The organism is Micromonospora sp. MW-13 (genome assembly GCF_003434305.1).
GTDB lineage: Bacteria > Actinomycetota > Actinomycetes > Mycobacteriales > Micromonosporaceae > Micromonospora.
In genome coordinates, this window is record NZ_QKKX01000047.1 from 56,398 (window position 1) to 78,935 (window position 22,538).

Here is a 22,538-nt window from a genome sequence, read left to right on the forward strand (position 1 = left end):
CCTATCGGCCAACGACGAGGCTTCCGGTCGGGGCGTCGGATCCCGGTCGACGGTGTCTTGCCGGGAGGCCCGCTCTCCGTCGATCCCCGGCCTTGCGCGCCCGACGGGCCTGCCGGGTCACCGGGTGACTGCCGGGATCACGTGCTCGCCGTACGCGGCCAGGGTGGACTCCTTCGCGTCGTGTTGCAGGTAGACGGCGAACTGGTCGACGCCCAGCTCGCGCAGCTCGGCCAGCCGCTTGAGGTGGTTCTCCACCGGCCCGAGCAGGCAGAACCGGTCGATCACCTCGTCCGGTACGAAGTCCGCGTGGGTGTTGCCGGCGCGGCCGTGCTCGGCGTAGTCGTAGCCCTTGCGCCCCTTGATGTAGTCGGTCAACGCGACCGGCACGTCGCCGCCGGTGCCGTAGCGCTCGACGATGTCCGCGATGTGATTGCCGACCATGCCACCGAACCAGCGGGTCTGCTCCCGCTGGTGCGCCAGGTCCTCGCCGACGTAGGCGGGGGCGGCGACGCAGAACTTGATCGCCGCCGGGTCGCGCCCGGCCCGCTCGGCCGCCGTCCGGACCGCACCGATCATCCAGGCGGCGATGTCCGGGTCGGCGAGTTGCAGGATGTACCCGTCGCCCACCTCCCCGGTCAGCGCGAGGGCCTTCGGCCCGTACGCCGCCACCCAGACCTCCAGCCGGCTCCGTGGTGCCCAGGCGAACCGGAGCTGCCGATCGCGCAGCGTCACCGACTCGCCGTTGCCCAACGCCCGGATCACCCGCACGCACTCGTGCAGCTCGGCCAGCGTGGTCGGCCGCGAGCCGAGCACCCGGACGGCCGAGTCGCCCCGGCCGATCCCGCAGATCGTCCGGTTGCCGTACATCTCGTTGAGGGTCGCGAAGTGCGAGGCGGTGACCGTCCAGTCCCGGGTGCTCGGGTTGGTCACCATCGGCCCGACGACCACCCGCTCGGTCTCGGCGAGGATCCGGCTGTAGATGACGAACGGCTCCTGCCAGAGCACGTGCGAGTCGAACGTCCAGACGTGGCTGAAGCCGGCCGCCTCGGCCTGCTTCGCCAGCTCGACCACGTCGTGGGCGGGCGGGTCGCACTGTAGGACGACGCCGATGTCCATACCTCTACCGCACCTTCGGGAAGCCGAGGTCGACCTGGGACGTGGCCGGGTCCGGCCAACGGGAGGTGACCACCTTGGATCGGGTGTAGAACTGGATGCCGTCGGGCCCGTACATGTGCAGGTCCCCGAAGAGCGAGGACTTCCAGCCGCCGAAGCTGTAGTAGGCCACCGGTACCGGCACCGGCACGTTGACGCCGACCATCCCGCAGACCACGTCGTACTGGAAGCGGCGGGCCGCGCCGCCGTCCCGGGTGAAGATGGCCGTGCCGTTGCCGTACTCGTTGTCGTTGACCAGTTTCAGCGCCTCCTCGTACGTGTCGACGCGGACCACCGAGAGCACCGGGCCGAAGATCTCGTCGGTGTAGAGCGGCGATCCGGGGGAGACCCGGTCGACCAGCGAGGCACCGAGGAAGAAGCCCGGCCCGTCGGCGAGCGGCGCGTTGCGGCCGTCCACCACCACCTCGGCCCCACCGGGGTCGGCGAGGTAGCCGGCGACCCGGTCGCGGTGCTCGCGGCTGATCAGCGGACCCATCTCGGCGGCCGGGTCGGTGGCCGGGCCGACGTTGATCCGGCCGACCCGCTCGCTGATCGCCCTGACCAGCGGGTCGGCGACCGGGCCCACCGCGACGACCACCGAGATGGCCATGCAGCGCTCGCCGGCCGAGCCGTAGCCGGCGGAGACGGCGGCGTCGGCGGCGGCGTCGACGTCCGCGTCCGGGAGCACCACCATGTGGTTCTTCGCCCCGCCGAGCGCCTGCACCCGCTTGCCGGCGCGGGTGCCGGCCTCGTAGACGGCCTTCGCGACCGGGGTCGAGCCGACGAAGCTCAGCGCCTGCACGTCGGGGTGGGCGATCAACGTCTCGACCGCCTCCCGGTCGCCCTGCACGACGTTGAACGCCCCGTCGGGCAGGCCGGCCTGGCGCAACAGGTCGGCCAGCAGCAGCGTGACCGACGGGTCCTTCTCGCTCGGCTTGAGCACGAAGGTGTTGCCGCAGACCAGGGCGTTGCAGAACATCCACATCGGCACCATCGCCGGGAAGTTGAACGGCGTGATGCCGGCGACCACCCCCAGCGGCTGACGGATGGAGTAGACGTCCACCCCGCCCGCGGCCTGCTCGCTGTAGCCGCCCTTGAGCAGGTGCGGGGCGCCGGTGGCGAACTCGATGTTCTCCAGGCCACGGGCCAGCTCGCCGCCCGCGTCCGCGACGGTCTTGCCGTGTTCCAGGCTGACCAGGGCGGCGATCTCCTTGCGGTTGGCGTCGACCAGCTCACGGAAGCGGAACATCACCTCGGCCCGGCGGGACAGCGACTGCGCCCGCCAGCCCGGGAAGGCGGCCAGCGCGCTGGCCACCGCCGCGTCCGTCTCCGCCGCGGTGGCGGCCACCACGGTCGCCTGTTGCTGCCCGGTGGCCGGGTCCCAGACCGGCAGCCGGCGGGTACCGGTGCCGGCGACGGCCGTGTTGTCGATCCAGTGCCTGATCTCGGGTGCTTCCAGCGTCATCGCTTCGCCGCCCTCAGACCAGGTAGTCCGACAGCCCACGGGGCACGTAGCGCCCGTGGCCGGCCCGACCGTGGTAGGTGTCGCCGGAGACCAGCACGGTGCCCCGGGAGATGACCGTGTCGACCTTGCCGGCGATCTCGTAACCCTCCCAGGCCGAGTGGTCCATGTTCATGTGGTGTGTGTCGACACTGATCCGGGTGTGGCCCGCCGGGTCGTAGAGCACGATGTCGGCGTCCGAGCCGGGCGCGATGACGCCCTTGCGGGGGTAGAGGCCGAACATCCGGGCCGGGGTGGTGGCGACCGTCTCGACCCAGCGTTGCAGCGACAGCTTGCCGTCCACCACACCCTGGTAGAGCAGGTCGACCCGGTGCTCGACACTGCCGATGCCGTTGGGGATCTTCGAGAAGTCCCCGACGCCCAGTTCCTTCTGGTCCTTGAAGCAGAACGGGCAGTGGTCGGTGGAGACCACGGCGAGGTCGTTGGTGCGCAGACCCCGCCACAGGTCGGCGCGGTGCGGCTCGTCGCGCGGGCGCAGCGGGGTGGAGCAGACCCACTTGGCGCCCTCGAAGCCGGGCGCGCCGAGCTGGTCCTCCAGGGTCAGGTAGAGGTACTGCGGGCAGGTCTCGGCGAAGACGTTGCGGCCCAGGTCACGGGCGGCGGCCACCTGCTCCAGCGCCTTGCTGGCGGAGAGGTGCACGATGTAGAGCGGGCAGTCGGCGGCGACGCTGGCCAACCAGATCGCCCGGCTGGTCGCCTCGGCCTCCAGCGCCTCGGGGCGGGTGATCCCGTGGTGGATCGGGTCGGTCTCGCCCCGGGCGAGGGCCTGCTGGACCAGCACGTCGATCGCCGGGCCGTTCTCGGCGTGCATCATGATCATGCTGCCGTTCTCCCGCGCCCGCTGCATCGCCCGCAGGATCTGGCCGTCGTCGCTGTAGAAGACGCCCGGGTACGCCATGAAGAGCTTGAAGCTGGTGATGCCCTCGGTCGTGACCAGTTGGTCCATCGCCTTGAGCGAGTCCTCGTCGACCCCGCCGAGGATCATGTGGAAGGCGTAGTCGACGTGGCAGTTGCCGGCCGCCTTGGCGTGCCAGGCGGCCAGCCCGTCCTGGACCACCTCGCCGGTGCGCTGCACCGCGAAGTCGACGATGGTGGTGGTGCCGCCGAACGCCGCCGCCCGGGTGCCGGTGTCGAAGGTGTCGCTGGCGAAGGTGCCGCCGAACGGCAGCTCCATGTGGGTGTGCGCGTCGACCCCGCCGGGGATGACGTACTTGCCGGTGGCGTCGATGGTCTCGACGTCCTGCGGGCCCCGGCCCGGTGCGAAGATCGCGGCGATCGTCTCGCCGTCCACCAGCACGTCGGCGGGGGTCGCGCCGGTGGGACCGACAACCGTCCCACCCTTGATCAGCAGAACGCTCACAGCTGCACCGTCCCGGTCTCGATCAGTGGCGAGGTCACGGCTTCACCAGGCTCTCGTACGCGTCCGGGCGGCGGTCCCGGTAGAAGGCCCACCGGTCGCGCACCTCGGCCAGCAGCCCCAGGTCCAGGTCGCGGACGATCAGCTCCGGGTGGTGCGCGTCGCCGACCTCGCCGACGAACTTCCCCTCCGGGTCGACGAAGTAGGACGTGCCGTAGAAGTCGTTGTCGCCGAGTTCCTCGATCCCGGTGCGGTTGATCGCGCCGATGAAGTACTCGTTGGCCACCGCCGACGCCGGCTGCTCCAGCTTCCACAGGTAGGACGAGAGGCCCCGGCTGGTCGCCGAGGGGTTGAAGACGAGCTGGGCGCCGCCCAGCCCGAGTGCCCGCCAGCCCTCCGGAAAGTGCCGGTCGTAGCAGATGTAGACGCCGACCTTGCCGACGGCGGTGTCGAAGACCGGGAAGCCGAGGTTGCCGGGGCGGAAGTAGAACTTCTCCCAGAAGCCGTTGACCTGCGGGATGTGGTGCTTGCGGTACTTGCCGAGGTACCTGCCGTCGGCGTCCACCACGGCGGCGGTGTTGTAGAGCACGCCGGGCTGCTCCTGCTCGTACATCGGCAGCACCATCACCAGGCCCAGTTCGGCGGCGAGGGCCTGGAACCGCTCGGTCGTCGGACCGGGGATGGACTCGGCGTACTCGTAGTAGGCCTTGTCCTGCACCTGGCAGAAGTACGGCCCGTAGAACAGCTCCTGGAAGCAGATGACCTTGGCACCCTGCGCGGCGGCCTGCCGCGCGTACTCCTCGTGTGCCTTGATCATCGATTCCTTGTCGCCTGTCCAGCTGGTCTGGACGATGGCGGCCCGGATCACGTCTGCCATGGTCTCCCCTTCCTGTGGTCGTCGGCGCACCGGCGGCATGACTCCTACGTGGCCGGTCACGAGGGTTCCGGCCGATGACCTTGTTCGGGATCGGATCGCGTAGCACACTAGCGACACAAATCTATGCGGACAATCGGCCAATCGTTACGGATTGTTTCGGAGCTGTAACATGCTCGAACTCATCGTGAGCGCCGTGGAGGACCGCAGCGCCCGGGGCATCGCCGCTGCCGTCAGCCGGCTGGTCAGCGCCGGTACGCTGCCCTCCGGCGCGCGCCTGCCGACCGTCCGCGACGTGGCCCGCCAGCTCGGCATCAGCCCCACCACGGTCAGCGAGGCGTGGCGCAGCCTGGCCCGTGCCGGCGCGATCCAGACCCGCGGCCGGTCCGGCACCTTCGTGCGTACCCCGGCGCTGCCCCGCCGGCGCCTGCGCTACGCGCAACTCGGCGCCCGCGTCGGCGCCCCGGCCGGCCCGGCCGCGACCGGCGGGGCCGCGCCGTCCTGCGACCTCTCCACCGGGGTACCCGACTTCGACCTGCTGCCCAGCATCACCACGGCCCTGGGGCGGATCGGTGACGCCCGACTCACCAACAGCTACCTGGACGAGCCGGTGCTGCCCCGGCTGGAGGCGGTGCTGCGCGAGCGGTGGCCCTTCCCGCCGCCGCAGCTCACCGTGGTCGACGGCGCGCTCGACGCGATCGACCGGGTGACCGCCTCGGTGGTGCGCTTCGGCGACCACGTGCTGATCGAGAATCCGGCCTTCCCGCCGCTGCTGGACCTGTTGGAGACGGTCGGCGCGACCGTGGTCGGGGTGCCCCTGGACGCCGCCGGCCTGCGCCCGGACGCGCTCGCCGAGGCCCTGAGCTGTGCTCCGGTCGCGCTCTACCTCCAGCCGCGCGCGCACAACCCGACCGGAGTCAGCATGACCCGGCGTCGGGCCGACGAACTGGCCCGGGTGCTGGCGCGGCACCCCGGCGTCACCGTCATCGAGGACGACCACGCCGGCGACATCGCCAGCGCGCCGCCGGTGAGCCTGGGCCGGCGGCTGCCCGAGCGCACCGTCCATGTCCGCAGCTTCTCCAAGAGCCACGGTCCCGACCTTCGGCTGGCCGCCCTCGGCGGGCCGGCGGAACTCGTCACCGCGGTCAGCGACCGGCGGATGCTCGGCCCCGGCTGGTCCAGCCGGCTACTCCAGGCGGTGCTCCTGGAGCTGCTCACCGACCCGGCGACCGGCGCCCAGGTCGAGCACGCCCGCGACGAGTACGCCCGCCGCCGCCGGACCCTGCTCGCCGCGCTCGCCGCCCGTGGGGTGGTCGCGACCGCCGCTGACGGCATCAACCTCTGGATGTCCGTGGCCGACCAGCAGGTCGCCATGCTGACCCTGGCCGCGCACGGCATCGCGGTCGCCCCGGGCGCCCCGTTCGAGATCAGCCCCCTGGACACCGACCACGTCCGGCTCACCGTCGGGCTGGTGCGCGACGGCTACGACCAGCTCGCCGACGTGCTCGCCGAGGCCGCCGGCACTCCGCACCGGGGCAGCGGTGCCCGCAGCCGGCCGCACCCGCGCGGCTGGCGCTGACCCGGCGCCGTACCGGCTCCGCGACCTCCGGCACCGACCTGCCCTGGGCCGACCGGCCCGCTGTCTGCCGCCGCACCGCCTCCCGCCGAGTCCGTCCCGCCGGGACAGGGCACCCCCGTCGAGGTGTCTCATGCCGTCCCGGACACCTCGACCCTCAGAAGTCGCCGGCCCCGTGCCGTAGCTGGGCGAGCACCTCGACCAGGGACGCGACGTTGTCCGGCGACAACCCGGGCGCGGCGAACACCTGGTCGTTGAGTTCCTCGGTTGCCTTGGCGGCCAGTTCCCGCCCCTTCGGGAGGAGTTCGACGAGCGTGGCGCGCCGGTCGGTCGGGTGGGGCGTACGCCTGACGAGATCAGCCGATTCCAGCCGGTCGACGGCGTTGGTGACGCTGGTGGCATGCACCTGTAGCCGCTTGCCGATCTTCGCCATGGGCAGGGACCCGGCGCGGCTGAAGTACAGGAGCATCAGGACCTCGTAGCGGGCGAAGGTCACCCCGTAGGGCCGCAGGACGGATTCGACGCGGGCGAGGGCGATCTGTTGTGCGCGCATGAGCGAGGTCACGGCCGCCATCCCGTCCGCCGCGGCCTCCCAGCCGTGGGCGGCCCAGTGGCGGCGCGCTTCCGCGACCGGGTCCAGGGGGAGCTGGTCAGGAGCGGGCACGTGGCAATCCTAGAGTGTCCAAGCGTGCATGGACATCGGATAGTCGGACGTCCTAGTGTATTGACTGATCCGCCCCACAGCTCGCCATCGCGCGATACGAGTGGAAGGTGACGCCTCGTCGTCAGCTCCCTCGGCCTAGGAGTGCCATGAGTCAGCCCGAGTCCTTCTCCCGACCCGCCCCCGCGCTGCACGTGCCGGTGCATCCGGTGCGCTTCGTGACCTCCGCGAGCCTCTTCGACGGCCACGACGCGGCCATCACGATCATGCGGCGGCTGCTGCAGAGCCAGGGCGCCGAGGTCGTGCACCTCGGCCATGACCGCAGCGTGGAGGAGGTGGTGGCGGCGGCGTTGCAGGAGGACGTGCAGGGCGTCGCCGTCTCGTCCTACCAGGGCGGGCACGTCGAGTACTTCGGCTACCTGGTCGAGCGCCTCGCCGAGCGGGGCGCCGCACACGTGCAGGTGTTCGGCGGCGGGGGCGGGACGATCGTGCCGGAGGAGATCGCGGGCCTGGCCGAGCGTGGCGTTCGGATCTTCAGCCCGCAGGACGGCCAGCGGCTGGGGCTGCCCGGCATGATCAACGAGCTGATCCGCGACTGCGACGTCGACCTGTCGACCCGGCAGCCAGACATCGAAGCCCTGCTGGCGGGGGATGACGCCGCGCTGGCGCGAGCGATCACCGCGCTGGAGACGGGTGCCGGCGGCGACCTGGCCGAGGCGGTGCGGTCCGCCGCGGCCTCGCGTACCGTCCCGGTGCTGGGCATCACCGGGACGGGCGGATCCGGCAAGTCGTCACTGACCGACGAACTGGTACGCCGGCTGCGCCGCGACAGTGCGGACAAGGTCCGGGTGGCGGTGCTGGCCGTCGACCCGACCCGCCGCCGCGGCGGAACGTTGCTGGGTGACCGGATCCGGATGAACAGCATCGTCCCGGGGGTGGTCTTCTTCCGGTCCCTGGCGACCCGGCGGCCGGGGGCGCAGGTGCCCGAGCACCTCGACGACATCGTGGCCGCGTGCAAGGCCGCCGGCTACGACGTGGTCATCATCGAGACGCCCGGCATCGGCCAGGGCGACGCCGCGATCGTGCCGCACGTCGACGTGTCCCTGTACGTGATGACGCCTGAGTTCGGTGCGCCCAGCCAACTCGAGAAGATCGACATGCTCGACCTGGCTGACGTGGTGGCCATCAACAAGTTCGAGCGCCGCGGCGCGGAGGACGCGCTGCGAGACGTGGCGCGCCAGATGGTGCGTAACCGTGAGCGGTTCGGGACCCCATGGTCGGACATGCCGGTCTTCGGCACGAGCGCGGCCCGGTTCGACGACGACGGCGTGACGGCCCTGTACCACCACCTCAAGCACCTCCTCGGCCAGCACGGATTCCCGAGCCTCGCCGGCGCCCTGCCCGCCGTGCGGGGTCGCGTCTCCACCGGCCTGCGGTCGGTGCTGCCCGCCGGACGGGAGCGCTACCTGGCCGACATCGCGCAGACCGTGCGCCACTATCACGCCACCACGGCCGAGCAGGTGGAACTGGTCCGCCGCCGGCAGCATCTGGCCGTGACACGGGACCTGCTCGCGGCCGACGGCGACTCGGCCGCGACGTCGGTCGAGGCGCTGCTGGGGCGCACCGAGCAGGGCCTGGACGGCGCGGTGCGCCGGCTGCTGGAACAGTGGCCGGCGCTGCGCGCCCGGTACGACGGCGACGAGCAGGTGTACACCGTCCGGGGCAAGGAGATCCGCACCCCGCTGACGCGCACGACGCTCTCGGGCACCAAGGTGCCGCGGGTGGCGCTGCCCCGCGACGGCGACGACGGCGAGCTGCTGCGGTTCCTGCGCGGTGAGAACCTGCCCGGGTACTTCCCCTTCACCGCCGGGGTGTTCCCGTTCAAGCGGACCGAGGAGGCGCCGGCCCGCATGTTCGCCGGCGAGGGTGACGCGTTCCGCACGAACCGTCGTTTCCACCTGCTCAGCGCCGGCCAGCCGGCGACCCGCCTGTCCACGGCGTTCGACTCGGTGACCCTGTACGGCCGCAACCCCGACAGGCGTCCCGACATCTACGGCAAGATCGGCACCTCGGGCGTCTCCATCGCCACCGTCGACGACATGCGCGAGCTGTACGCCGGGTTCGACCTGTGCTCGCCCACCACCTCGGTGTCGATGACCATCAACGGTCCGGCGCCGGCGATCCTGGCGATGTTCTTCAACGCGGCCGTCGACCAGCAGCTCGACCGGTTCCGCGAGGCCGAGGGGCGCGAACCTGACGCCGCGGAGGCCGCCCAGATCCGGGCGCGGACGCTGTCGACGGTGCGGGGGACCGTGCAGGCCGACATCCTGAAGGAGGACCAGGGACAGAACACCTGCATCTTCTCCACCGAGTTCGCCCTGCGCTGCATGGCGGACATGCAGGAGTGGTTCATCGCCCACCAGGTCCGCAACTTCTACTCCGTCAGCATCAGCGGTTACCACATCGCCGAGGCAGGGGCGAACCCGATCAGCCAGTTGGCGTTCACCCTCGCCAACGGCTTCACCTACGTCGAGGCGTACCTCGCCCGTGGCATGAACATCGATGACTTCGCGCCCAACCTGTCCTTCTTCTTCTCGAACGGCATGGACGCCGAGTACACGGTCATCGGCCGCGTGGCCCGGCGGATCTGGGCGATCGCGATGCGCGAGAAGTACGGCGCCGGCGAGCGGGCCCAGAAGCTCAAGTACCACGTGCAGACCTCCGGCCGGTCCCTGCACGCCCAGGAGATGGACTTCAACGACATCCGGACCACCCTGCAGGCCCTGTGCGCCGTCTACGACAACGCCAACAGCCTGCACACCAACGCCTACGACGAGGCTGTCACCACCCCGACCGCGCAGTCGGTGCGCCGGGCCCTGGCCATCCAGATGATCATCGACGCGGAGTGGGGGCTCGCGGACACCGAGAACGCGCTGCAGGGCTCCTACATCGTCGACCAGCTCACCGACCTCGTCGAGGAGGCGGTGCTCGCCGAGTTCGACCGCATCGCCGACCGCGGCGGCGTCCTCGGCGCGATGGAGACCGGGTACCAGCGTGGCCGCATCCAGGACGAGTCGATGCTCTACGAGCACAAGAAGCACGACGGCTCGTTGCCCATCGTCGGCGTCAACACCTTCCTCGGCGAGGACGCCGGCAAACCCGTACCGGCCATCGAGGTGGCCCGGGGCACCGACGCGGAGAAGCAGTCGCAACTCGACCGGCTGGCCGCCTTCCACACCCGGCACGCCGCCGTCGCCCCCGCGGCGCTGGAACGGCTCAAGACCGCGACGACCAGCGGCGGCAACGTCTTCGACGCGCTGATGGACGCGGCCCGCCACTGCTCACTCGGGCAGATCAGCGAGGCGTTCTTCGAGGTCGGCGGCCAGTACCGCCGCAACGTCTGACCCCGCGGGGGGCAGGAGCGAACGTGAAGAAGGTGTTCCCGGGCATCTCGTGCTGTCCCACGGTTCGGTGCGGTGACCGGGTGGGCGGACGGTCGGGGGTGCGGCTCGGCCCTTGCGGGCCGAGCCGCTCGGTCACGCGTGGGTGAACTCCATTACCCAGTTGGATTCCCAGGTCCGCCCGCCGTCGGCGGAGAATTCCTGCTCCCACCGCGCCGAGGTGGGGGTGATGTCGGACCAGATGAAGTGTGCCCTGATCGGGATGCCGTCGTGCGTGTCGTCGCCGTAGAAGTCCCCGCGGCCGTCGGTGAAGGTGCCCACGACCGGCGGGGTGAGCAGGCCGGTGTGGCTGCTCGCCCAGTAGATCGACCATTCCTTACGTTCGACGTCGAACAGGCGCAGGGTGAAGCCACGGCTGCCGAGCGTCGGGAAGATGATCTCTTCGGTGTTGCCTCCGCCGTTGAAGATCGGCCCGCAGGTCGTGCTGCTGGGGAAGGTCTCCCAGTCGTCGCTGCCGGCGAACAGCGTCTTGAGCTTGCGGTTGACCACGTTCCAGGAGCCGACGAGGAAGTCGAAGTCGTTCATGCCGACAATCCTGGCGGGCTACCCCTGACATCCTCTGTCAGTGGTCTCGCGGCTGTCGCGGAGCCGGCGCGGCGGACGGCCACCGCCGCACCCGCGGGGGCAGTCGCTGCGGGAAGCCGGCCGCGGTTGATCTCTTGTCGGTGCCGTTGGTTATGCTGCCGCGCGGCGAGGCCGTAGCGCAGAGGTCGACGCGCCTTGACAGCAAGCTGGAGGACGCCGGTTCGAATCCGGCCGGTCTCGCCCCACAGTGAACAAGGAGGCAGGGTGTCCGTCGGTCGGGACGAGCTGGCGACCTGCCTCGCCGTGCTGGCCCGCCTCGACGAGCCCGACCTCGACGAACGGGCCCGTCAGGCGCTCGAACGCGCCGTCGGAGCCGCCGCCCGGGGCGTGAAGAAGCGGGCCAAGGCCCGGCGGGAGGCCGCCACCCGGGCGGCCGACCGCGAGGTCCTCGCCACGGCCACCCGGTTCCACACCGAGATCCCGGACCCGACCCCACCCCCGGCCGAACCCGGCTCCGACAGCCACAGTGTCGGCACCCTCCGGCGGGACCGCCACTGCTACGTCTGCAAGGTCGCCTACCGCCGGGTCGACGCCGACTACCACCTGATGTGTCCGGACTGCGCCGGGGAGAACCGGGCCCGCCGGCACGCCCGGTGCGACCTCGGCGGGCGCACCGCTCTGGTCACCGGCGGCCGGGTGAAAATCGGCTTCCACACCGCGCTGAAGCTCCTCCGCGACGGCGCGCGAGTCATCGTCACCACCCGTTTCCCGCGCGATGCCGCCCGCCGGTACGCGGCCGTGCCGGACTCCGCCGACTGGGCCGACCGGCTCTACGTGCACGGCCTCGACCTGCTCGACCTGCCCGCCACCCTGGGTCTCGTGTCGCTGGTCGGCCGGCGCTTCACCGGGCTGGACATCCTGGTCAACAACGCCGCCCAGACGCTCTGGCGACCTCCGGCCTACCACCGGGAGGTACGGGAGGCGGAGTCGACGCCCCTCGTCGGGACGGCCGCCCGGATCGCCGTGGGCGCCGCTCCCGCCCGGCCCGACCCGGCCGGGCTGCCGGCACTGCTGGATGCCTACTTCCCAGCCGGGCGGGTGGACGAGACCGGACAGCCGCTCGACCTGCGGGAGGCCAACTCCTGGGTGCTCCGGGACGCGGACGTCACCCCGCACGAGTGGTTGCAGGTGCACGTGGTCAACGCCTTCGCGCCGTTCCTGCTCACCTCGCGGCTGCGCCCACTGCTGGAGGCCAGCCCGCACCCGCAGCGCCACGTCGTGCAGGTGTCCGCGATGGAGGGCAGCTACTCGCGGGCCGGCAAGACGGTCCGCCACCCACACACCAACATGGCCAAGGCCTCGCTCAACATGCTGGTCCGCACAGTCGCCGCCGACTACGTGACCAGCGGGATCCACATGAACAGCGTGGACACCGGCTGGGTCACCGACGAACGCCCGCACCCGAGCAAGACCCACCAGCGCGAGCACGGCTTCCGCCCGCCGCTCGACGTGATCGACGGTGCCGCCCGGGTCTACGACCCGGTGGTGCGCGGGGTCAACGGCGCACCGGTGAGCGGCCAGTTCCTCAAGGACTACCGGAGCGTGCCGTGGTGACCGATCCGACGCCGGTGCGCTGCCCGGTCATCGCCGACCCCACCGCCGGCCTGGCCGATCCGGCCGACTTCGACCCGCTGCTGGGCCGCCTGGCCACCCCCGCGCCGGTCGCCGGCACCGAGGTGTTCCCGCGCGGCACGGTCCGCGCCGACGGCCGGCTCGACCTGTGCAAGCAGGGCGTCGGCCCGGCGCAGACCGCCCGGATCGTGGCCGCGGCGGTCGACTCCCCGCTGGTCCGGCACCTGCTGCTCGGCACCAATGCGCTCGGCGGTGCCGGGGCCCGGGCGGTGGCCGACGCGCTGCGCCCCGGCCACCGGCTGCACACCCTCTATCTGGGCTGCAACCTCATCGACGCCACCGGAGCCGACGCCCTGGCCGAGCGGCTGGCAGCCGACGAACAGGTCCGGGCGCTCTGGCTCAAGCGCAACCCGATCGGTGACGACGGGGTGCGCCGGCTCGCCGACGCGCTGCGGGTGAACACGACCCTGCGTACCCTCGATCTGGTCAACGTGGGGATGAGCGCCCGCGGGCTGATCACGCTGGCCGCGGCGCTGGCCGACCGGCCGGTCCCGGTGCAGCGGCTCTTCCTCGGCGGCAACGGCTTCGGCCCGGAGGTGGTGCCCGCCCTCGGCACGATGATCCACGCCGCCGGGGTACGCGAGCTCTACCTGGCCGCCAACCACCTCGGCGACGACGGGGCCACCGCGCTGGCCGCGCTCGCCGAGGGGGTGCCGATGACGCTCGGCCTGGGCGGCAACGGCGTCACCCCGGTCGGGGTCGCGGCGCTGGCCCGCCACCTGGCCGGTTGGGAGGCCCTGGACCTGGCCCGGCCGCCGTCGGAGCGGGCCCTCGGGGCCCGGGGCAACGTGGTGGGCGACGCCGGCGCGGAGGCCCTCGCCGACGCCGTGCCGGGTGCCCGGCTGCGCCGGCTCGACGTGCGGCGTACCGAGATCGGCGGGCGCGGGGCACGACGGCTGGTCGCGGCGATCGAGGGGCACCCGACGCTGCGCTACCTCGGCATCAACGGCGGGGTGCCGCGCAAACAGCGACGTCGGGTCGCCGCGCTGCTCGCCGAGCAGCCCGCACCGGTGCCCCACGAGGACATCCAGGCGATCGCGAGCGTCTACCGGTGAACCAGCCCGTCCTTCCCGAGCTGCCCGTCTGGCAGCGCGTCCGCCGGTACGCCGTACCTCCGACGATGATCGAGGCGGGCGCAGCGGCCCGCGCCGCCGGCGACTGGCGGGCCGGCTGCGCCGCCGGCCGGATCGACGTCGACATCGACCTCGCCGAGGTGCGTCGCACGCACGGCGCGCGGCAGGCCGACCTGATCGAGGCGGACCTGGCGGTGCTCGCTCCGGACCTGCTGCGCTGGCACCTGCCCCGGGCTCTCGGTGGGCGCACCAGCCTCGCCACCGGCCAGCCGTGGCTGCTGTCCACCCGCGCGGGCCGCATCGGCGCCGACGACGCCATCCTGGTGCTGCGGCTGCCGAAGACGGTGGACGGCTCGCAGCGGATGCGGCTGGAGGTGCGCGCCACCGTCGAGACGGAGCCCGGCTGGCCGGACCTGCCGTCGGTGTTCTGGAGCGCCGAGCACGTCGCCGGGCTCCGCGGGGCGTACGGCGGCACGCCGCGGCGGCTGCCCGGCTTCGAGGCCGACGGGTCGGTGCGGCCGTTCGCGGCGTACCCGACGCAGGTCGACCCGGCGGACCCGGCGACCCGGATGGAGGTCTTCGACCGGCTGATCGTGGCGGGCGACCCGGTCGGCGCGTGGGCGGCGGCCGGCGTGGACCTCGACGTGGCCCCGCCGGAGGGCCGCCACCACGGCCTCGACAAGGCGCTGACCGGCCCGACGGTCCCGGTGGGGATCGGCCCCGAGCTGGACCGGCTGCACACCCGCTACGACGTCGACCGGGTGGTGCTCCACCACGACTGGCGGCTGGTCGCCGAGGTGCGCCGCGAGCGGGGCGCGGTCACCGCCCGGCTCATCGGCTACGACAGCGGTCGCTACCGCATCACCCCGCTCGCCGGGCCGGTCCACACCCGACCGGTCGACCTGGAGCTGATCCGGCATGGCCTGCTCGACCCGGCCGACCTGCACCCCCTGGTCCGCGCCACGCTCTTCCCCGCCACCCCGGCGGCACCCCTGCGCGACCGGGTCGACCTGCGCCGCGAGGTGCCGGTGCGGTGCCGGGGCGAGTGGCACACCCTGCGGCACGGCGAGGGCCGGCTCGACCCGGTGTCCCACCCGCCGGAGGAGGTCCGCCGCGAGCAGCTCCTCGGCGGCCTCGGCGGGCAGGTGGCCGGCTGCCTGGCAGCGGTGGCGGCCTGGCGCGGATCGGCGGACCGGCTGCCCCGGCCGTTGCGGCAGCTCCGCCGGGAGGTGCTGCTACGCGTCCAGCACGGCGGCTCCGCCGCGTTGGCCGCGCTGCTGGACGCCGGCCTCGATCCCCGGATGGCCGACGGCCGGGGCGGAACGCTGCTGCACCACGCACGGGCCCTCGACGATTCCGCGCTGGTCGGTCGGCTGGTCGACGCGGGCGTCCCGGTCGAGGCCCGGGATCGCCGGGGGCGTACCGCGCTGCACGTGGCGGTCGGCGACGGGGGCACCCCGGAGCTGGTCGGCGCCCTGCTGGCGGCCGGCGCCGACCCCACCGTCTCCGACGACGAGGGGTACAGCGTCGCCGACCTGGCCGGCTACAAGGCCGAGATGTACGACGAGGACGACGAGGAGCACCGTGGGCCGCGCCAGGTCCGCCAGGTGATCGAGGAGTGGATCAACCGGTGAATTCCGCGCTCGCCGCCGCCGACGCAGTGGTCGCCGTCACCCGGGCCTGGCGCTCCGAACCGGTGCGCGATCCGAAGGCGGAGGCGCTGGCCCTCGCCGTGGCGGCCAACCTGCCGGTGCTGCTCTGGGGCGAGCCGGGGATCGGCAAGTCGGCCACCCTGCAACAGCTCGCCGACGGGCTCGGCACCCCGCTGGAGACGGTGATCGCCAGCGTGCACGAGCCCTCGGACTTCTCCGGGCTGCCGATCGTCGGCGACTCTCCCGCCACCGACGGGGTGCCGATGGCGCCGCCGGACTGGGCGGTCCGGCTGGCCCGGGGCGGCACCGGGCTGCTCTTCTTCGACGAGCTCTCCTCCGCGCCGCCGGCCGTGCAGGCGGCGCTGCTGCGGGTGGTGCTGGAACGCCGGGTCGGCAGCCTGCACCTGCCGGCGGCCGTGCGGATCGTCGCGGCGGCCAACCCGCCGACCAGCGCCGCCGACGGCTGGCACCTCACGCCGCCGCTGGCCAACCGCTTCGTCCACCTGCACTGGACGCACGAGCCGCGCACCGTGGCGCGGGGCCTGGCCGGCACCTGGCCGGCGGTGACCGTGCCGGCGGTCGAGCCGGCCCGGGCCGCCTCGGCGCTGGCCCGGGCGCGCGGCGCCGTCGCCGGTTTCCTCACCGCCCGGCCCGGGTTGGCCCATCACCTGCCCACCGACCCGGAGGCCCGGGGCGGCGCCTGGCCGTCGCCGCGCACCTGGGAGATGGTGCTGCGGCTGCTCACCTTCCACCACTGCTGCGGCACCGGCCGGGAGGCGTTGTCGCTGGCCCTGGTCGGTGCGGTCGGCGACGGCGCCGGCCTGGAGTTCGTCACCTACCTGGACAACCTCGACCTGCCGGACCCGGAGCGGGTGCTGGCCGACCCCGCCGCCTTCGCGTTGCCCGAGCGGGGCGACCGGCAGCTCGCCTTCCTCACCGCGGTGATCTCGGCCGTGCAGGGGCGGGTCGACCAGCGACGCTGGGAGGCCGCCTGGGTGGTGCTGGAGAAGGCGGTGCAGGCCGGCGTGCCGGACGTGGCCGCGCGGGCGGCGATGGACCTCGCCGCGCTGCGCCAGCAGTCCTGGCCGGTGCCCACCGCGATCGACGCGTTCGCCGAGGTGCTGCACCTGTCCGGGCGCCTGACCTGATGACCGGCGCGCTGGACCGGACGAAGCTGCTCGCGGCCCGGTTCCGGGCCGCGCAGGACCGGCCCTACCTGGCCTCGGCGCTGTACAGCATCACCGTCGTCGAGTCCCGGGGAGTGCCGACGATGGGGGTCGACCGCCGCTGGCGCTGCTACGTCAACCCGGACTTCGTGGCCGGGCTGCCGGTGCCGCAACTCGCCGCGGTGTGGGTCCACGAGGTCGCCCACCTGCTGCGCGACCACCACAGCCGGGCCGACCGGCTCGCCGCCGACAGGGGCCGCGGCCACCACCGGGTCAACGTGGCCCAGGACTGCGAGATCAACGACGACCTGCTCGCCGACCGGCTGCCGCTGCCGCCGGGCCGACTGGAGCCGAAGACCTACGGCATGCCGGCCGGGCTGCTCTTCGAGCGCTACCTGGCCCTGCTACCGCCGGAGGTGGGGGGCGGGCACGACTGCGGCTCGGGCGCGCACGGGGTGGACCGGCCGTGGGAGGTCGGCGACGGCAGCGGCGAGGGGATCGGTGAGGTGGAGGCGGGGGCGATCCGCCGGGACGTCGCCCAGCGGATCCGTTCCGCGTCCCGGTCCCGGGGCAGCGTGCCGGCGGGCTGGCGGCGCTGGGCGGAGGCGGTGCTGGAGCCCACCGTCGACTGGCGTCGGGCCCTCACCGGCGCGGTGCGGGAGGCGGCAGCCTGGGCCAGCGGCGCGGTCGACTACACGTACCAGCGGCCGTCGCGGCGCTCCCAGGCGCTGCGCGGGGTGGTGCTGCCCCGGCTGCGCCAGCCGGTGCCCCGGGTGGCGATCGTGGTGGACACCTCGGGCTCCATGTCCGACGGCCGGCTCTCGGCGGCGCTGGCCGAGGTGAGCGGGGTGCTGCGGGCGGTCGGCATCGGCGGCAACCGGGTCACCGTGCTTTCCTGCGACGCCGCCGTCCACGTGGTACGCGCCGTGCACACCATCGGCGAGGTGCGGCTCGCCGGAGGTGGCGGCACCGACATGCGGGTCGGGGTCGACGAGGCGCTGCGGCACCGGCCGCACATCGTCGTCGTGCTCACCGACGGGTACACGCCATGGCCCGCGGCGCCCCCGGAGTCGGCCCGGCTGATCGCGGGGCTGATCGGGGCGGACGCGCCGACGCCGCCCGGGTGGATCGCCACGGTGCGGATCGACGACCCGGCGCAGGCCAGTCGGCACGCTCGTGCTGGTACGTGATCGAGGGGTCATCCTCTTCCTGACCGGCGCACGCCGGAAGAGTGATCAGCGCAGCGCAGACGGTGGCGCCGATGTCCGGGATGGAGTCGCCCGGCAGGTGCCGATGCCGTTACGCCGGGTCAGGCCCGGGTGCGCCGGGACGACCTCGACCCTTGCGGACGAGCGACACGATCCCCCTGGCCACGCCGACAAGGATCACGGCGCCGGGAAGAATGGCCACCAGGGACAGTAGGAAGTTGCCGAACTGCTGGCTCCCGACGGACTCCGTCGACTCGCCACGGGCAACCCCATCGATCACGGTCATACATTGGCTGCTCTCGGGATCGCAGGTGGAGGCATTCAGGTTGAAGGAGATGCCGAACCAGATCAACCCGATACCCACCGCTGCGCCGACCAGCAGACCCGTGACCGTGGCCGCAGCGACGAAGCCCCTGCTCCGACTCCCCACCCGCGCGATCCAACCGATCGAGACGGAGAGGATCACCATCACCGGCACCGTCAACAGCGCGAAGATCCAGTTGCCGGTGCCGGCGGAGACACCTACGGTGATCATTCCCACGGGAATGCTGAGCAGCACACCGAGCAGGGCGGAGTCTTTCCACGACCATGGTTTACGCGGCTTTGCACTGTCCCCGGTCATGCCTGCACCTTATCGAGCCGTCGGGCGCGAGAGGGCTGCGGTTCCGGTCGCGGCCCAGGCACGGGTGACTGGGAGCGGCGCCTGTCCTGGCCCGACCGTGCAGGACCAGCACGGTCTCGCCGGGCCCGGCCTCGCGCTGTCCTGGGCGACACCGCCGCCCAGGACAGCGACAGCAGTCAGCGGATCAGAACTCGTCGTCGAAGCTGACGCTCCCGGTCACGCCCACCTGGTACGCCGAGACGCGCCGTTCGAAGAAGTTCGACAGCTCCTGGACGTCCTGCAACTCCATGAACGCGAACGGGTTGCGGCTGCCGTAGAGCGGATCGATGCCGAGTTGGGCGAGCCGGCGGTCGGCGACGTGCTGAAGGTACTCGCGCATGTCGCCCAGGGACATCCCGCTGACGCCCTGTTCGAGCAGGTCGGCGGCGAACTGCACCTCGCATTCGACGGCCTCGGCCAACATGTCCCTGACCTGCTGGACCATGGTGTCGTCGAAGAGGTCGGGTTCTTCGGCGCGGACGGTGTCGACGACGTCGAAGGCGAACGCCATGTGCATCGACTCGTCGCGGAAGACCCAGTTGGTGCCGGACGCGAGGCCCTGCAACACGCCGCGGGAGCGCAGGAAGTACACGTACGCGAAGGCGCCGTAGAAGAACAGGCCCTCGATACAGGCGGCGAAGCAGATCAAATTGAGCAGGAACATCCTGCGGTCGTCGCGGGTCTTCAACTCGCGTAGTTCGAAGATCGAGTCGATCCACCTGAAGCAGAACTCGGCCTTGCGGGCGATCGACGGGATGTTCTCGACGGCGGCGAAGGCTTCGAAGCGTTCCTGCTCGTCGGGGACGTAGGTGTCGAGCAGGTTCAGGTAGAACTGGACGTGCACGGCTTCTTCGAACAGTTGCCGGGAGAGGTAGAGCCGGCCCTCGGGGGAGTTGATGTGCTGGTAGAGGTTGAGTACCAGGTTGTTGGCGACGATCGTGTCGCCGGTGGCGAAGAACGCGACCAGCCGGGACACCAGGTGCTGCTCGGCCGGGGAGAGCCTGGCCAGGTCGGCGAGGTCGGCGTGCAGGTCGACCTCCTCGACGGTCCAGGTGTTCCTGATGGCGTCCTTGAACCGGTCGAAGAAGTGCGGGTAGCGCATCGGGCGCAGGGTCAGATCCATGCCGGGGTCGAGCAGCAGCTGCCCGGCGGCGTGGGCGTCGTCGGTCGTGCGGGTTGCGGCAATGGTGGTCACTGGCAGGCCTCACAGCTCTCGGGGTTTTCCAGGGAACAGGCCAGGGCCTCCTCGTCCGACACCACCGGCTTGAGGCCGGCGGCCAGCGGCTTCGTGGCGGCGGGGGCGAGGGAGACGGTGGCCTGCTGGATGCGCGTCGCGGGACGCGAGCGCAGGTAGTACGTGGTCTTGAGCCCGGACTTCCAGGCGTAGAGGTACATCGAGGAGAGCTTGCCGATCGTCGGTGCGCTCAGGAACAGGTTCAGCGACTGCGACTGGTCGATGTACGGCGCGCGGGCGGCGGCCAGGTCGATCAGCGCGCGCTGCGGCAGCTCCCAGGCGGTGCGGAACAGCTCCCGGACGTCGGCGGGCAGGTCGGTGATGCCCTGCACGGAGCCCTCGGCGCGTTTGATCTGCTCGCGGATCGGGGCGGTCCAGAGGCCGCGGGCCTTGAGTTCGCGTACCAGGTAGGTGTTGATCTGCAGGAACTCGCCGGACATGGTCTCGCGCTTGAACAGGTTGGAGACCTGCGGCTCGATGCACTCGTAGCAGCCCGCGATCGACGCGATCGTCGCGGTTGGCGCGATCGCCACCAGCAACGAGTTCCGCAGACCGTGTGCGGCGATCCGGTCCCGCACGGTGGCCCACCGGTCGGTCTGGGTGGGTTCGACACCCCACAGGTCGGGGTGCAGCTCCCCGCGGGCCGCGCGGGTCTCGGCGTACGCGGGATGCGCGCCGAATCGCTCGGCCAGCCCGGTGGAGGTCTCCAGCGCGGTCAGGAAGATCTCCTCCTGTACGCGGGTGGACAGCTCCGTAGCCTCGGCGGAGCCGAACGGGAGCCGCAGCGCGAAGAAGGCGTCCTGCAGGCCCATCAGCCCAAGCCCGACCGGCCGCCAGCGGGGGTTCGAGGCGGCGGCCTGCCCGCTGGGGTAGTAGTTGATGTCGATGACCCGGTCCAGGAACACGACCGCGGTACGCACCGTCTCGCGGAGCCTGTCCCAGTCGACGCCGTCCGCGCCCACGTGCGCGCCGAGGTTGATCGAGCCCAGGTTGCAGACCGCGGTCTCGTCGTCGGAGTTGACCTCAAGGATCTCGGTGCACAGGTTCGACAGGTGGATGGTGTTGCCGGGAGCGCCGGTCTGGTTCGACAGCCGGTTCGACGGGTCCTTGAACGTCATCCAGCCGTTGCCGGTCTGGGCCAGGGTGCGCATCATCCGCCCGTACAGGTCGCGGGCCTTGACGGTCTTGACCGCCTTCTTCTCCGCGACCCGGTAGGCGGCCTCGAATTCCTCGCCGAACAGGTCCGGCAGCTCCGGCGCGTCCGACGGGTCGATGAGCGACCAGTCGGCGTCCGCCTCGACCCGGCGCATGAACTCGTCCGGGATCCAGTTGGCGAGATTGAGGTTGTGGGTGCGGCGCGACTCCTCGCCGGTGTTGTCGCGCAGTTCGAGGAACTCCTCGATGTCCGGGTGCCACGGCTCCAGGTAGACGCAGGCCGCGCCCTTGCGTCGACCACCCTGGTTGACTGCTGCGACCCCCGCGTCGAGGGTCTTGAGGAACGGCACGATCCCGTTCGACCGGCCGTTGGTGCCGCGGATCAGGGCACCCCGCCCGCGTACCCGGGACCAGGAGATGCCGATGCCTCCGGAGAACTTCGACAGCCGAGCCACCTGGTGATAGCGCTCGTAGATCGAGTCCAGCTCGTCGCGCGGCGAGTCCACCAGGAAGCACGACGACATCTGGGTGTGCCGGGTGCCGGAGTTGAACAGCGTCGGCGAGCTGGGCAGGTAGGCCAGCGAGGACATGAGCCGGTAGAAGCCGATCGCCTCGCCGGGGGTCTCGGACAGGCCGCAGGCGACCCGCAGCAGCCAGTACTGCGGCGTCTCCACCACCAGCCGCGACTCCGGATGCCGCAGCAGGTAACGGTCCGCGACGGTCCGTAGGCCGAAGTACTCGAACCGCAGATCCCCGTTGGGATCGACGGCGTCGTCGAGCTTGCGGGCGTTGCGGGCCACGAACGCTGCGGTGTCGTCGCCGATCAGTCCCTGGTCCCAGGCGTGTCGAATCGACTGGCTGAAGCTGGCGATGCCCTGCCCCCGGACCTCCTTGTCCACGTACGCGGCCAGCAGCCGCGCCGCGAGCCTCGAATACTGCGGCTCCTCACCGATCAGTTCGGCGGCGGTCTGGATGGACAGCTTGTCCAGTTCGGCGGTGGTGGCACCGTCGTACAGGCCGCTGATCGTCCTGGTCGCGACCCGTAGCGGGTCCACCTCGTCGAGGTCGGCCACCCACCGCTCGACCGCCCTCACGATCTTGTTGACATCGACCGGCTCGGTGTCACCGTTGCGCTTACGGACCCGCATCGCGTGCCGGCGCTGCTCCGGCACCTCCTGATCGGACGCGGCGATCTGCTGCACAGCCGTCATGTCCCCTCCTCACGCCCTCTCCGCGAGATCGGCGGGCGCGCAGGAGACGCCACCAGTCCCCCCGCACGGTGGTGACGCCGTGGGGACCGGCTAACGGCGTCGGCCGTCCCGCGCGGCCTCCGACCACCGCACACCGGACGGTGTGCGGTGCGCTGGCAGGTCTTCGGACTCGCGGGCACGACCGGACATCCCGGTCTCCTACTGGCCGTCGCTTCCCAGCCCCTCTCGGGTCCAGTGCTTCGTGACGGCGGTCGTTCCCACTCACCGCTGCGGGGCAGCCCCGGACTCACACCGGGTTCCCTCTTGCCTCGACCATGGTGGACCAGTGGTCGAACCAGCTACGAGCAACACCATATAT

At 71.9% G+C, this 22,538-nt stretch carries 16 protein-coding genes, 1 tRNA gene and 1 riboswitch; of the genes, 8 read left to right on the forward strand and 9 right to left on the reverse strand.

Annotated elements, in window-relative coordinates:
- Positions 1-117: 117 nt before the first annotated feature.
- Genes C5N14_RS22290 through C5N14_RS22305 form a run of 4 tightly spaced genes read right to left on the reverse strand, consistent with a single transcriptional unit; the run spans position 118 to position 4,908 of the window.
- Positions 118-1,116 (reverse strand): TIGR03842 family LLM class F420-dependent oxidoreductase, encoded by a 999-nt coding sequence (locus C5N14_RS22290; RefSeq protein WP_117670275.1) that lies wholly within the window; start codon positions 1,114-1,116, stop codon positions 118-120.
- A gap of 4 nt (positions 1,117-1,120) precedes the next feature.
- A complete protein-coding gene (locus C5N14_RS22295) occupies positions 1,121-2,617 on the reverse strand; it encodes a CoA-acylating methylmalonate-semialdehyde dehydrogenase (RefSeq protein WP_117670276.1) in 1,497 nt (498 codons plus the stop codon).
- A 13-nt stretch (positions 2,618-2,630) separates the two neighbouring features.
- A complete protein-coding gene (hydA, locus tag C5N14_RS22300; protein WP_207892831.1) occupies positions 2,631-4,034 on the reverse strand; it encodes a dihydropyrimidinase in 1,404 nt (467 codons plus the stop codon).
- A gap of 34 nt (positions 4,035-4,068) precedes the next feature.
- Positions 4,069-4,908 (reverse strand): nitrilase-related carbon-nitrogen hydrolase, encoded by an 840-nt coding sequence (locus C5N14_RS22305; RefSeq protein WP_117670278.1) that lies wholly within the window; start codon positions 4,906-4,908, stop codon positions 4,069-4,071.
- A gap of 169 nt (positions 4,909-5,077) precedes the next feature.
- Between C5N14_RS22305 and C5N14_RS22310 the strand changes: the two genes are divergently transcribed.
- A complete protein-coding gene (locus C5N14_RS22310) occupies positions 5,078-6,484 on the forward strand; it encodes an aminotransferase class I/II-fold pyridoxal phosphate-dependent enzyme (RefSeq protein WP_117670280.1) in 1,407 nt (468 codons plus the stop codon).
- A 154-nt stretch (positions 6,485-6,638) separates the two neighbouring features.
- Here the strand turns inward: C5N14_RS22310 and C5N14_RS22315 are convergent, their stop codons facing one another.
- Entirely contained in the window at positions 6,639-7,145 is a 507-nt protein-coding gene (locus C5N14_RS22315) for a MarR family transcriptional regulator (protein ID WP_117670282.1), read from the reverse strand.
- A gap of 146 nt (positions 7,146-7,291) precedes the next feature.
- Here C5N14_RS22315 and icmF point away from each other — a divergent pair, with 146 nt between their 5' ends.
- The gene (icmF, locus tag C5N14_RS22320; protein WP_117670283.1) at positions 7,292-10,546 is read left to right on the forward strand and encodes a fused isobutyryl-CoA mutase/GTPase IcmF; all 3,255 of its coding nucleotides are present in this window, start codon (positions 7,292-7,294) and stop codon (positions 10,544-10,546) included.
- 132 nt (positions 10,547-10,678) lie between these two features.
- Here icmF and C5N14_RS22325 read toward each other — a convergent pair whose 3' ends face one another.
- Positions 10,679-11,128: a hypothetical protein gene (locus C5N14_RS22325; RefSeq protein ID WP_117670285.1), complete on the reverse strand. Its 450-nt coding sequence runs from the start codon at positions 11,126-11,128 to the stop codon at positions 10,679-10,681.
- Between the two features lie 167 nt (positions 11,129-11,295).
- Between C5N14_RS22325 and C5N14_RS32320 the strand changes: the two genes are divergently transcribed.
- From C5N14_RS32320 to C5N14_RS22350, 6 genes are all read left to right on the forward strand, one after another.
- A tRNA-OTHER gene (locus C5N14_RS32320) sits at positions 11,296-11,368 on the forward strand.
- A 24-nt stretch (positions 11,369-11,392) separates the two neighbouring features.
- Complete coding sequence (locus C5N14_RS22330; RefSeq protein WP_117670287.1) at positions 11,393-12,742, forward strand: SDR family NAD(P)-dependent oxidoreductase; 1,350 nt, start codon at positions 11,393-11,395, stop codon at positions 12,740-12,742.
- Positions 12,739-13,875, forward strand: coding sequence for a gala protein (locus C5N14_RS22335; protein ID WP_117670331.1), 1,137 nt, complete (start codon positions 12,739-12,741; stop codon positions 13,873-13,875). The genes C5N14_RS22330 and C5N14_RS22335 overlap by 4 nt, the downstream gene beginning before the upstream one ends.
- Complete coding sequence (locus C5N14_RS22340) at positions 13,872-15,527, forward strand: ankyrin repeat domain-containing protein (protein WP_117670289.1); 1,656 nt, start codon at positions 13,872-13,874, stop codon at positions 15,525-15,527. Before C5N14_RS22335 ends, C5N14_RS22340 begins: the two co-directional genes overlap by 4 nt.
- On the forward strand, positions 15,524-16,693 hold the full coding sequence (locus tag C5N14_RS22345) for an AAA family ATPase (RefSeq protein ID WP_117670291.1): 1,170 nt from the start codon (positions 15,524-15,526) through the stop codon (positions 16,691-16,693). Before C5N14_RS22340 ends, C5N14_RS22345 begins: the two co-directional genes overlap by 4 nt.
- Positions 16,693-17,901 carry a VWA-like domain-containing protein gene (locus C5N14_RS22350; protein WP_117670293.1) on the forward strand — a complete coding sequence of 403 codons (1,209 nt, stop codon included), beginning with the start codon at positions 16,693-16,695 and terminating at the stop codon, positions 17,899-17,901. Before C5N14_RS22345 ends, C5N14_RS22350 begins: the two co-directional genes overlap by 1 nt.
- A 109-nt stretch (positions 17,902-18,010) precedes the next feature.
- On the opposite strand, the gene C5N14_RS22355 is transcribed toward C5N14_RS22350, so the two are convergent.
- From C5N14_RS22355 to C5N14_RS22365, 3 genes are all read right to left on the reverse strand, one after another.
- Positions 18,011-18,541: a hypothetical protein gene (locus C5N14_RS22355; protein WP_128763643.1), complete on the reverse strand. Its 531-nt coding sequence runs from the start codon at positions 18,539-18,541 to the stop codon at positions 18,011-18,013.
- Positions 18,542-18,725: 184 nt separating this feature from the next.
- Positions 18,726-19,775, reverse strand: a complete 1,050-nt coding sequence (locus tag C5N14_RS22360) for a ribonucleotide-diphosphate reductase subunit beta (protein ID WP_371685886.1) — start codon at positions 19,773-19,775, stop codon at positions 18,726-18,728.
- Positions 19,772-22,180: a ribonucleoside-diphosphate reductase subunit alpha gene (locus C5N14_RS22365; RefSeq protein ID WP_117670297.1), complete on the reverse strand. Its 2,409-nt coding sequence runs from the start codon at positions 22,178-22,180 to the stop codon at positions 19,772-19,774. Before C5N14_RS22365 ends, C5N14_RS22360 begins: the two co-directional genes overlap by 4 nt.
- Positions 22,181-22,316: 136 nt before the next feature.
- Positions 22,317-22,534, reverse strand: a riboswitch (cobalamin riboswitch).
- Positions 22,535-22,538: the final 4 nt, after the last annotated feature.